Consider the following 11164-nt stretch of genomic DNA (forward strand, 5'->3'; position numbering starts at 1 on the left):
CGGCGGGNGTCGTCGGCAGCGTCAGTGGTGTAGAAGGGACGTGATCGTGGGCGGCGGGGCCTCCGGGCTGAGCCTGGCGCACCACCTGGCCCGCGCCGGGGGCGTCGCGGTCACCGTGGTGGAGGCGCCGGACGGCCCGCTGCGCCCCGCGGAACGCACCTGGTGCTACTGGGAGGAGGGGCCGGGCGAGTTCGGCGACGCGGTCGTCGCCTCCTGGTCCCGGCTGCGGGTGCACGGCCCGGACGGCGGCGCGGTCACCGTGGACCCGGCGCCGCTGCGCTACCGGATGCTGCGCTCGGGGCCCTTCGAGGCGCTGGTGCGCTCCGGCCTGGCCCGCCGGCCGGGGACGCGCCTCGTCCGCGCGACGGCGCACGAGGTGCGGGACGGGGCGGGCGGGGCGGAGGTGCGCTGCACCGCGCCCGGCGGCCGTCCGCTGGTCCTGCGGGCGCGGTACGCCTTCGACTCCCGGCCGCCGCGCCGGCTGCCGCCCGCCCGCACCACGCTCCTGCAGCACTTCCGCGGCTGGTTCGTGCGCACCGCCGCCCCGTGCTTCGACCCGGGCGTGGCGGACCTGATGGACTTCCGCGTCCCGCAGCCGCGCCACGGCCTCGCGTTCGGCTACGTGCTGCCGCTGGCGCCCGACCGGGCGCTCGTCGAGTACACGGAGTTCTCCCGCGCCCCGCTCGCCACCGCCGCGTACGAGGCGGCGCTGCGCCACTACACCGGCGAGGTCCTGCGGCTGGGCGCCCTGTCGGTGGAGTCGGCCGAGCAGGGGGTCATCCCCATGACCGACGCGCGTTTCCCCCGCCGCGTCGGGCGGGCCGTGTACCGCATCGGCGCGGCGGGCGGCGCGACCCGGCCGTCGACCGGCTACACCTTCGCCGCCGTGCAGCGGCAGAGCCGGCGGACGGCCCGCGCGCTGGCCGAGGGGGGCGAGATCGTGCCGCCCCCGCACGGCCGGCGGGCGCTCGCCGTGGACGCGGTGCTGCTGCGCGCGCTGGACACCGGCCGGGTGGACGGGCCGGAGTTCTTCACCGGCCTGTTCCGCCGCGTCCCGGCCGAGCGCCTGCTGCGCTTCCTCGACGGGGCGACCTCCCCGTGGGAGGAGTTCGGCATCGGCCTGCGCACCCCCGTCGGCCCCATGCTCCGCACCGCCGCCGAACTGCCCTTCCTGCGGCGCCGCACCCCCACCGGATCCGGAGAGGACCCCCTGTGACGCTCCTGCGGGACCACGACCTGACCGCCGCCTTCGACCACGCCGCCCGCTCCTACGACCTGCTGACGGCGGCCGACCCCGGGCACCGCGCCGGCCTGCGGCGCTCGGCGCGGCGCCTGCGGCTCCCGGACGAGGGGGCGGGGCTGCGCCTGCTGGACCTGGGGTGCGGCACCGGCGCCTCGACGCGGGCGCTGCTGGAGGCCGCCCCCCGGGCGGAGATCACGGCCGTCGACGCGTCGGCCGGCATGCTGCGCCGCGCCCTGGCCAAGCGGTGGCCGGGGAACGTGCGCTTCCGGCACCTGCGCGCCGAGGAGCTGGCCCCGGACCGTGCCGGGGAGCCGTACGACGCGGTGTTCGCCGCGTACCTCTTCCGCAACGTCTCCGACCCCGACGGCGTCCTCGCCTCGGTGCGCGGCGTGCTGCGGCCCGGCGGGCGCCTGGCGGTCCACGAGTACAGCCTCGGGGGGGCGGCACGGCACCGCGCGCTGTGGAACGCGGTCTGCCGGGGGGTGATCGTCCCGGCGGGGACGCTCACCGGGGACCGGGCCCTCTACCGCCACCTGTGGGGCAGCGTCCTCGCCTTCGACTCCGCGCCCGCCTTCGCGGCCCGGCTGGCGCGTGCGGGGTTCGACGGCGTGCGCACGCTGCCGGTCGCCGGCTGGCAGACGGGCGTGGTGCACACGTTCCTCGCCCGCGACGGGCGCCGCGACGACCGGGAGGGCGGCCGATGAGCGCGGCGGCGCGGCGGCGGGCGGCCGCACGCAGGGGCCGGGACCGGCGGGCGGAGGTGCTCCTGCCCGCGCCCGGGCGGGAGCGCCTGACCGGGGACCGGCCGGACGTCGCCGTGGTCGGCGGCGGCATCGCCGGGCTCGCCGCGGCGACGGCGCTCGCCGAACGCGGCGTGCGCGTCACCCTGTACGAGCGCGAGGAGACGCTCGGCGGGCGCGTCAGGGGGTGGCGCACCCGCCTGGCGGACGGCTCGGAGGCGACCATGAGCCGCGGCTTCCACGCCTTCTTCCGCCAGTACTACAACCTCCGCGGGCTGCTGCGGCGGACGGATCCGGGCCTGGACCGGCTCGTGCCGCTGCCCGACTACCCGCTGCGGCACCGCCGGGGCCTGACCGACGGGTTCGCGCGGGTCCCGCGCACGCCGCCGTGGAGCGCGCTCGGGTTCGCCGCGCTCAGCCCGACCTTCGGCTGGCGGGATCTCGCCGGGATGGCCCCGCGCGCGGCGCTGCCGCTGTTCGACGTGCGGGTGCCGGAGGTGTACGAGCGGTTCGACCGGGTGAGCGCGGCGGACCTCCTGGAGCGGATCCGGTTCCCCGAGGCCGCCCGCCACCTGGCGTTCGAGGTCTTCTCCCGCAGTTTCTTCGCCGACCCGCGCGGCCTGTCGGCCGCCGAGCTGATGGTGATGTTCCACATCTACTTCCTGGGGTCCTCCGAGGGGCTGCTGTTCGACGTGCCGGGCGAGCCGTACCCGCAGGCGCTGTGGGAGCCGCTGGGCGGGTACCTGGAGGGGCTCGGCGCCGACGTGCGCACCGGGACGCCGGTGCTCGCCGTGCGCCCGGACGGCGAGCACCTGGTGGTGGAGGCGGACGGGGGGAGCGGCCGGCACCGGGCGGTGGTGCTCGCCCTGGACTCCGGGGCCCTGCGCTCCCTGGTCGCGGCGTCCCCGGGGCTCGGCGGCGGCGCGTGGCGCGAGGACGTGGGGTCGCTGCGGGAGGCGCCGCCGTTCCTCGTGTCGCGGCTGTGGCTGGACCGGCCGGTGCGGCGGGACCGGCCGGGGTTCCTCGGCACCAGCGGCTACGGCGGCCTGGACAACGTCAGCGTCCTGGAGCGCTGGGAGGGGGAGGCGGCGCGCTGGGCCGCGCGGACCGGTGGGTCGGTGGTGGAGCTGCACGCGTACGCCGTCGACCCGGGTGCCGAGCGGAAGGACGTGCAGGACCGGCTGGTGGAGCAGTTGCACGAGGTGTACCCGGAGACGCGGGACGCGCGGGCCGTCGACGCGCGGCACGAGTGGCGGGCGGACTGCCCGATGTTCCCCGTCGGCTCCCACCACCGGCGTCCGGCCGTCCGCACGGGCGACCCGCGGGTCGTGGCGGCGGGCGACGCGGTCCGCTGCGACCTGCCGGTCGCCCTGATGGAGCGTGCCGCGACGACGGGTTTCCTCGCCGCCAACGCGCTCCTGGCCGGTTGGGGCGTGCGGGGCCAGGTCCTGTGGACCGTGCCCCGCACGGGCCGGACCGCCGCGCTGCGGGCCCTCGCCGCACTGGTGGGGGACGGCTGACCGCCGGTCAGCCGGGGAAGCGGCCGTCGGCGCGCAGCTCCCGGCGCCGCTCGGCGTAGGCGAGGTCGTCGCGCCACAGCCGGCCGGCCGCCCGGCGCATCAGCGGGCGCAGCAGCGGGGCGGCGGCCCGGGCCATCGCGAAGCCGCGCCGGTCGGACGCGGCGACGACCGCCTCCACGACGGCGGTCGTCGGGCGGGGCGAGCCGGGGGCGGTGAGCGGGGTGGCGTGCGTCTCCACCACCGAGCCCGCCCCCTCNCCCCTCGGTGATGCGCATGACGACGGTGCGCGGCCCGGGCGCGGTGAACTCCGCGCGCACGGGGACGACGAGCCGTCCCGCCACGCGGAACGCCACCTCCACCGCGAACGCGTCCCGCGCGCCCCCGTCCGGCTCGCCCAGGACGCGCAGGCCGACGAACGAGTACGGGTGGAACCACGAGCCGTGCCACGGGTCCAGCCGGTTGGCGACCACGTCCTGCGGTTCGCACCGCCCCACCGCCGTGAACACGGCGTCGACCGCGCCGCCCGGCTCGGGGCGCTCCGGGACCGCGGGGCGCTCCAGCGGTTCCTCCCCGCCCGCCGCGTCCAGGCGGACCCACACCAGCACCCCGTCGTCGTACGCGGGGAACGGCTCCCACCCGGCGAAGGGCCCGCCGTCCAGGGCCAGCCCGTGCCAGTGGCAGCGCAGCGTCCCGCAGACGACCCGGCTGTCGCGCAGCGGGGCGCCCAGGTGCGGGCAGGCGCCCGGCCCCGCCCGCAGCGCGCCGTCCCGCGCCCGCCACAGGACGACCTCCGTGCCGGCCACCGTCCTGCCGTACGGGCGGCCGGCGGCCACGTCCCGCGAGGCGCCGACGACGAACCAGTTGCCCGACGGCCTCGCGGACGCCCGCCGCAGCGCGTCGGCGATCAGGGCGGGCCTCGCCTCCCGCCAGGTGGGGGGCTGCCGGTCCCAGCAGGGGGCCCGGCGGATCCTCAGCGGAGGGGTCCAGCCGCTGCCGCCCCCGGTCGCTCTCATCGGACGTGTTCCTTCCGCTCCGTCGTTCCGGCGGGCGCGGGCCGTACCGCGCGGGCGCGCACCCGGGCGCCCAGGACGTGCGCGAGCCCCACTGCCGCGACGGCGGCCCGGCGCCGCCGCGGCACCGCCGAGCGGTGGTGCAGCACGGCGTAGCCGTCGTCGGCGACCGCGTCGAGGATGCCGCCGTACAGGGTGCGGGCCACGCCGATGCAGGGCCTCACCCGGGGGTCGAGCATGGCGATGCCCGGCTCCGCCTCCCGGTACGCGTCCCGGGCGAGGTGTTCCGCGGCGACGAGCGCGGCGCGGATGCGGGGGTCACGGCGCCCGGTGCGGCGGCTCCACTCCAGCAGGGGGCGGTCCACGCCGTGCGCGGCGAGCAGGTCGGCCGGGAGGTAGACCCGGCCGCGGTCCAGGTCCTCGCCCACGTCGCGCAGGAAGTTGGTGAGCTGGAACGCCACGCCGAGGGCCGCCGCGTGCGGCGCGGCCTCCTCGCGGGGGACGACCGTGCCGAGCACCGGCAGCATCTGCAGCCCGATCACGGCCGCCGAGCCGTGCATGTAGGCGCGCAGGTCCGCGTACGTGGGGTAGTCCGTGACGCTGAGGTCGCTGCGCATGGAGGCCATGAAGTCGGCGAACAGCCGGTGGTCGATCGCGTACCGGTCGGCGGTGTCCGCCACCGCCCGCACCACCGGGTCGCCGCCGCCGGTGCCGCGCAGTCCGTCCGCCAGGTCGTCCTCCAGGGCGCGCAGCCGCCGGTCGCGTTCCTCCGGTGCCAGCCTGCGGGCCAGGTCGTCGACGATGTCGTCCGCCCAGCGGGCGAAGCCGTAGAGCGCGTGCACGGCGGGCCGGCGCTCGACGGGGAGCAGCCGGGTGGCGAGGAAGTACGTCCGGCCGTGCCGGGCGTTGAGGCGGCGGCACCAGGTGTACGCGGCGCGCAGGCGGGGGTCGGCGACCCCCGCGGCGTCCAGTTCGCGGCGGGTCACCGGGCGCCTCCTCGCCGGGCGGACGCGGCGGCGCGGGCGGGCCGGGCGGCGCCGGTGATCCGGGCGGCGGCGAGCTTGCCGCTGACGAGGACCGTGGGGACGCCCACGCCGGGGGTCGTCCCGCAGCCGGCGAGGACGACGTTCTCCCAGTCGCGCACCAGGTTGCGCGGCCGGAACGGGCCCGTCTGCGCGAAGGTGTGGGACACGGAGAACGGGGTGCCCGCCGCGTGGCCCTGCGCCGCCCAGTCCATCGGGGTGACGAGCAGTTCCCGCTCGACGGAGGCGGCGAACCCGTCCAGTCCCCGGCGTTCCAGTTCGGCCACGAGGTCGTCCCGGTAGCGGGGGCCGAGGTCGCGCCAGGAGGCGGGCGCCGGGCCGGTCGCCGTGTTGGGGCAGGGCGCCAGGACGTAGTGGAGGTGGCGCCCCTCGGGGGCGAGGGACGGGTCGTGGGTCGTGGGCCGGGTGATCAGCAGCGACGGGTCGCTCATCAGGCTCCCCCGGCGCGTCAGCTCGTCGAAGGTGTCCTCCCACGCCTCGCCGAAGGAGATCGTGTGGTGGGCGAGCGACGGCCAGGTGCGGCGGGTGCCGGCGTGGAGGACGACGGCGGACGGGGAGTGCCGCAGCCGCACCGGCCTGCGGGGCGCCCGGCCCAGCAGCCGGTGGGCCACGGGCAGGTCGGGGGTGAGGACGACCGCGTCGCAGGCGATCCGCTCCCCCGTCGACAGGTGGACCGCGCGGACCCGGCCCGCCCCGCGCTCCAGCCGCGTCACCTCCGCCGACCAGCACAGCCGCGCCCCCGCCTCGCCCGCCGCGTCGGCCATGGCCCGCGGGAGGGCGTGGACGCCGCCGCGCGGGAAGTACACGCCGGCCACGGTGTCCATGTAGGCGATGACCGCGTACGCGGCGAGGGCCCGCGCGGGGGCCACCCCGGCGTACAGGGCCTGGAAGGAGAAGACCCTCCGCAGGCGCCGGTCGGTCAGGAAGGCGCCGATGCGCGGCGCCAGCCGGCCGAAGCCGCCCATCGCCGCGAGCCGCGCGAGGTCCGGGTGGAGCAGTTGGAAGGGGGAGTCGAAGTTCGCGTCGATGAACCGGCCCATCTGCACCCGGTACAGGCGTTCCAGCCAGCTCCTGAGTCTGCGGTAGCCCTCGGCGTCGGCGGGCCCGGCGAACCGCCGCACCTCCGCCTCCATGGCGTCGGCGTCGGTGTGGACGTCGAGGGCGGAGCCGTCCGCGAAGCGCGCCCGGTACGCCGGGTGCAGCGGCACCAGCTCCACCCGGCGGTGCAGGCTGTCGCCGACGGCGGCGAACGCCTCGTCGGCCAGTTCCGGCATGGTGAACACGGTGGGGCCGGTGTCGGCGCGGTACCCGCCGAACTCCGCCCGGCCCGCCCGGCCGCCCGGTCCGGGGTCCCGTTCGACCACGGTCACCCGCCGGCCCGCGCCGAGCAGGTGGAGGGCGGCGGCGAGGCCGGAGAGCCCCGCCCCGACCACGACGACGTGGTCGGTCGGTCCGGACACGGTCCTCACGCGTCCTCCCCGGCGCGTCCCGGGGCGGTGCCCGCCGCGACCTCCACCGAGGCGGCGAACTCCTCCCGGAGGGAGCGGTCCGCGCCGGTCCGGGCGAAGTGGCGGACGCTCGCGTCCGCCAGCTCGGCGATCTTCGCCTCGACCGCCGTGCGGGCCCCGGTCCGCTCCATCGCGGCGCGCATCCGGGCGACCTCCTCGTCGGTGGGTGGTGGCCCCTCGGGTCGCAGGACCTCGATCGCCTCCTCGTCGCCGGACGACTCCGCGAGGGAGGAGGCCACGGCGAAGAGGTAGGTCGGCCGGCGTCCGCGCAGGTCCTCGCCGGCCGGTTTGCCCGTGGCGGCGGGCTGCCCGAAGGCCCCGAGGAGGTCGTCGCGGAGCTGGAAGGCGAGCCCCGCGCACCGTCCGGCGGAGTGGAGCGCGTCCAGGGTGTCCGTGTCGCCGCCGGCCAGGGCCGCTCCCAGGGCGAGGGGGCGTTCGACGGTGTAGAGCGCGCTCTTGAGCGTGGCGATGGCGAGGGCCTCGTCCGCGTCGGACGCGGCGGTCGCCTGGGCGTGGACGTCGCGGTACTGCCCCGCGACCATCTCGCCGCGCATGGCCCGCCACTCGGCCAGGAGGGCCGCCGCGTGGGGGGTGCCCAGCGCCGTCTCGGCGAGCAGGTCGTCCGCCCAGGCCAGGGCCAGGTCGCCGGCGAGGACGGCGGCGGCGGTGGAGAAGTGCTCCGGTGTGCCCCTCATGCGGCCCGCATGGTGCAGGAGGGCGAAGTCCGCCTGGACGGACGGCGCCCCCCGGCGCGTCGGCGACCTGTCCATGACGTCGTCGTGTATGAGGGCGCACGCCTGGACGAGTTCGAGGGCGGCGCCCACCCGCAGTACGGTCCGCGGGTCGCCGGTCCCGCCGGCCGCGCGCCAGCCGCACCACGCGAAGGCGGCGCGCAGGCGCTTCCCTCGCCGCAGGGTGAACGCGGCGACGCGGTCGGCGACGTCGCGGGCGTAGACCCGGTCCACCTCGCGCGCCTCGCGCACCCGGGCGTCGAGGTGTTCGGCGAGGACCGCCTCGACGGCCGCGACGGCGTCGCGCGCCGTGCACGGCGCGTCGCCCCGCCCGATCCGGCCGCCGCCGCAGGCCGTGTCCGTCCGCGTACCGGGCATGCCCGTCCCCTTCGTTCTCCGGTCCCTGTCGTCCGTGCTTCCGTCTCGGCCCCCGGCACGGATGCGCTTATCCCTGCCCCGTACCGGGCCCGGCGGAGGGCGGCTCACCGGTACGGCCCACAGGCGGGGGCACCCGGGCGGCCCCGCGCTCAGTGCCCGGGAGCGGCGGGGCCTGGGTGTCGGCGCGGCCGCCCGCGCCGAGGAGGCCCGTCGGCTCGAACCGCCGCTCGGCGGCGAGGCGCGGCAGCCGGTGGCGGGAGAAGGCCGTGACCACGGCCGGCAGGGCCGCCCGGACGGGCTGGACCGCGCGGAGCCACGGCGGGACGTAGACGGCGGGCCGGCGGTGTTCGACCGCCCGCACCAGCCGCGCGGCGACGTGGGGGGCGGGGAGCACGCCGCGGGCGGGCGGCGGCAGGTGGCCGCGCAGTTCGCGCAGCACCGGGCGGGTGCCGGCGTCGCGGATCATGTCGGTGTCGGTCCAGTTGACGTAGGCGAGGCCCACGCCGACGCCGCGGTGGGCGACCTCGGCGCGCAGGGAGTGCGCGAACGCCTCGACGCCGGCCTTGGAAGCGCAGTACGCGCTCATCATCGGTACGGCGCCGATCGACGCCAGGGACGCGACCTGGAGGAAGTAGCCGCGGGTCGCGAAGAGGGCCGGGAGGTACGAGCGGGCCGTGGTGGCGCTGCCCACCAGGTTCACCTCGACGATCCTGCGCCACACGGCGGGGTCGGACTCCGCGAAGGGCCCGCCCTCCGCCACGCCCGCGTTGGCGACGACCACGGAGGGCGGGCCGAGCCGCGCGGCCACCTCGGCGGCGACCCGCGCCATGCGCGCGTCGTCGGTGACATCGGCCTCCCAGCACTCCGCCCGGGTCGGCAGCCGCTCCCGCAGCCGGGCGAGGGCGTCCCCCTCGTGCCCCACCAGGGCCACCGCGGCGCCCCGCTCGGCCAGCCGGAGGGCGATCGCCTCCCCGATGCCCCGCGCCGCGCCGGTCACGACGGCCGTGCGGCCGTGCAGCGGACTCGTCCGCGCCGCCATGGAACCACCTCCTCCGGTACCGGGCGCCTCCCGCCCGCCGCGTCGGGCGCACCCCGCCCGTCCGGCCCGTCCGGCCGCCGGCGGGGCGGGGGCAGACGCCGGTCGTGGTTCCGCGTACCCCGGAGCGGGCGGGGGACGCCCGGACGTCACCCCGGCGCGCCCCGGCGCACCCGCCGGGCGGTCCCGTCGCACCTCCCGCGGCCTGCGGGGAACCGCCGGACGGCTCGACGCGCGGGAGGGGACCACCGCGTCCGGCCGGAGGCCCGGCCTCCGGATCCCCACGGCCCCCGGAACCCCCGCTTCCTCCCGAAGCCCTCCGAAGGCCCGCGGTCTTCCGGCCGGGAGACGGGGTACGCGTACCGTCCGCACGCCTGTCCGCCCGTCCGTCCGTTCGCCCGTCCGGACGTGCCGGAGTCGGGCCCCGCAGGGTGTCAACTCCCTTCCGTGCCGCGGGCCTTGGCGGCTCTTCCCTCTTCCGGCGGACGCGCCCGGCAGGCATGGGGACCGGTTCACGGGGCAGGCGGATGTCACCCATCGGCCCCCCTGCGGGGCGTAAGGAGGAGCGCGACGTGCACACGGACATCTGGGCCTGTCCCGAGGCGGCGAACTACGTTCCCGGCACCGACCTGACCGGCTACGGGGTCGAGGCCACGGACGGCACCGTCGGCAAGGTCGACAAGCACTCCGCCGAGGTCGGCGCGTGCTACCTCGTCGTGGACACGGGACCGTGGATCTTCGGCAGGCAGGTCCTTCTCCCCGCCGGGGTCATCACCTCCGTGGACACGGCGGAGCGGGTGGTTCACGTCTCCCGCACCAAGGAAGAGATCAAGAACGCTCCGGAGTACGTTCCGGACAGGCACGACCACGACGGCGGGCACCGCATGGAGTTCGCGGACTACTACCTGGCGTTCTTCCGCTGAGCGTCCGCCCGCCATCCGCAAGAGGAGGAGACGACATGTCAGGTCTGATGAATCGGCTCAAGGAGTTCGGCCGCAGCCCGCAGGGGCGGAGGCTGACGGAGCAGGCGCGGCAGGCCGCCGCCGACCCGCGCAAGCGGGAGCAGGCCCTCCGTCTGCTCGGCAAGCTGCGCGGCGGCCGCCGCTGAGTCCCCGCCCCCGCTCCCCTCACCCGCACGGACGACCGCGTCCGTGCGGGTGAGGCCGTTTCGGGGGCACCCGTCCGGGTGGTGTCGCCCTCCGGTGCCGGACGTCTTCCGCGCCGGACGCTTCCGGTCTCGCCGTCGTACGGCGCCCACGCGCCCCTCCCCGCGGGCACGGGCCGTCCCAGCGGCCCACCGATGAGGTCGCGGCGGGCGGAACCGGCCGTGTCACACGGCGGCGGCCACCGTCCACGGGAGCGCTCGCCCCTCCGCGCCGCCTCCCGCACCGGTACAACCGGCCCGTGCGCGGTCCGGTCCTCCGACGTGGTGCAGCCGGTCCCGGATGTCGAGGCACACCGGCCCGTGCGCGGTCCGGTCCCCTCCCCCGCCGCCCGGGGCCCTTCCGGCTGAAAAATCCCTCCGTTCACCGTGTTTTCGCGACCCCGCCCCTCCCTCGACATTACGATTCATTGACCCGGCCTTTAGGTGGTCTTGGTGGAGTCGGGCTCCGTGATCCCAGGAGGGAGGGCTGCGCATGCGGTCGCCGAAGTCGGCCCGGGCACTCCCGCCCGCGGTCCTGGTCCTCCTCGTCATGCCCCTGGTGGCCCTCTCCCTCGCCGTCTTACGGACGCCGGCGCCCGCGGTCGAGGGCCGCGTCGCGGGTCCGTACGCCGGCGTCGAACCGCCCCGCGCCCACGCCCCGGCCACCGCGGGACAGCGGGCGAGCACCGGGACGGCGGAGGGCGAGCAGAACGAAGCCGCCGGCGGGGCACCGCGCCGGCGCGACCGGCACCGTACCGGCGCCCGGACGCCGTTCCCCCCGGCGGCCNCCCGCCGGTACGGTGCCGGTCGC

The 11164-nt window shown here is 77.9% G+C and carries 11 protein-coding genes and 1 pseudogene; 6 read left to right on the top strand and 6 right to left on the bottom strand.

The features are described from left to right. Window positions 1-40: 40 nt before the first annotated feature. From MW084_RS01000 to MW084_RS01010, 3 genes are read left to right on the top strand one after another with little or no spacing between them, the layout of a single operon-like run. The gene (locus tag MW084_RS01000; RefSeq protein WP_275563787.1) at window positions 41-1216 is read left to right on the top strand and encodes a lycopene cyclase family protein; all 1176 of its coding nucleotides are present in this window, start codon (window positions 41-43) and stop codon (window positions 1214-1216) included. Beyond that, window positions 1213-1947 (top strand): methyltransferase, encoded by a 735-nt coding sequence (locus MW084_RS01005; RefSeq protein WP_010468103.1) that lies wholly within the window; start codon window positions 1213-1215, stop codon window positions 1945-1947. The genes MW084_RS01000 and MW084_RS01005 overlap by 4 nt, the downstream gene beginning before the upstream one ends. After that, on the top strand, window positions 1944-3503 hold the full coding sequence (locus MW084_RS01010; RefSeq protein WP_010468101.1) for an FAD-dependent oxidoreductase: 1560 nt from the start codon (window positions 1944-1946) through the stop codon (window positions 3501-3503). The genes MW084_RS01005 and MW084_RS01010 overlap by 4 nt, the downstream gene beginning before the upstream one ends. Window positions 3504-3510: 7 nt before the next feature. Here the strand turns inward: MW084_RS01010 and MW084_RS01015 are convergent. The 6 genes and pseudogenes from MW084_RS01015 to MW084_RS01040 form a co-directional block, all read right to left on the bottom strand. After that, on the bottom strand, window positions 3511-3759 hold a 249-nt coding region (locus MW084_RS01015), incomplete at its 5' end, for a DUF5914 domain-containing protein (RefSeq protein ID WP_275563424.1). Window position 3760: 1 nt separating this feature from the next. Continuing rightward, window positions 3761-4516: pseudogene (locus MW084_RS01020) on the bottom strand (DUF5914 domain-containing protein); the annotation flags it as partial. Then, window positions 4513-5499 (bottom strand): phytoene/squalene synthase family protein, encoded by a 987-nt coding sequence (locus MW084_RS01025; RefSeq protein WP_010468095.1) that lies wholly within the window; start codon window positions 5497-5499, stop codon window positions 4513-4515. The gene MW084_RS01025 and the pseudogene MW084_RS01020, both read right to left, overlap by 4 nt. Further along, complete coding sequence (gene crtI, locus MW084_RS01030; protein WP_010468093.1) at window positions 5496-7025, bottom strand: phytoene desaturase family protein; 1530 nt, start codon at window positions 7023-7025, stop codon at window positions 5496-5498. Before crtI ends, MW084_RS01025 begins: the two co-directional genes overlap by 4 nt. Further along, window positions 7022-8173 (bottom strand): polyprenyl synthetase family protein, encoded by a 1152-nt coding sequence (locus MW084_RS01035; RefSeq protein ID WP_010468092.1) that lies wholly within the window; start codon window positions 8171-8173, stop codon window positions 7022-7024. Before MW084_RS01035 ends, crtI begins: the two co-directional genes overlap by 4 nt. Window positions 8174-8240: 67 nt before the next feature. Further along, window positions 8241-9212, bottom strand: a complete 972-nt coding sequence (locus MW084_RS01040; protein ID WP_010468090.1) for an SDR family oxidoreductase — start codon at window positions 9210-9212, stop codon at window positions 8241-8243. A gap of 569 nt (window positions 9213-9781) precedes the next feature. Here MW084_RS01040 and MW084_RS01045 point away from each other — a divergent pair. From MW084_RS01045 to MW084_RS01055, 3 genes are all read left to right on the top strand, one after another. After that, window positions 9782-10132 (top strand): hypothetical protein, encoded by a 351-nt coding sequence (locus MW084_RS01045; protein ID WP_010468089.1) that lies wholly within the window; start codon window positions 9782-9784, stop codon window positions 10130-10132. A gap of 35 nt (window positions 10133-10167) precedes the next feature. After that, a complete protein-coding gene (locus MW084_RS01050; protein ID WP_169331685.1) occupies window positions 10168-10317 on the top strand; it encodes a hypothetical protein in 150 nt (49 codons plus the stop codon). 529 nt (window positions 10318-10846) lie between these two features. Further along, window positions 10847-11140 (top strand): hypothetical protein (locus tag MW084_RS01055; protein WP_275563425.1); only part of this gene is annotated, 294 nt, incomplete at its 3' end. Between the last annotated feature and the right edge of the window lie 24 nt (window positions 11141-11164).

This window comes from Streptomyces sudanensis, assembly GCF_023614315.1.
Taxonomy (GTDB): domain Bacteria; phylum Actinomycetota; class Actinomycetes; order Streptomycetales; family Streptomycetaceae; genus Streptomyces; species Streptomyces sudanensis.

Bases quoted from the DNA above. Each gene is read 5' to 3' on its own strand.
- MW084_RS01010 (WP_010468101.1), top strand. From the start codon at position 1,944: ATGAGCGCGGCGGCGCGGCGGCGGGCGGCCGCACGCAGGGGCCGGGAC.
- MW084_RS01035 (WP_010468092.1), bottom strand. From the start codon at position 8,173: ATGCCCGGTACGCGGACGGACACGGCCTGCGGCGGCGGCCGGATCGGG.
- MW084_RS01040 (WP_010468090.1), bottom strand. From the start codon at position 9,212: ATGGCGGCGCGGACGAGTCCGCTGCACGGCCGCACGGCCGTCGTGACC.
- MW084_RS01050 (WP_169331685.1), top strand. From the start codon at position 10,168: ATGTCAGGTCTGATGAATCGGCTCAAGGAGTTCGGCCGCAGCCCGCAG.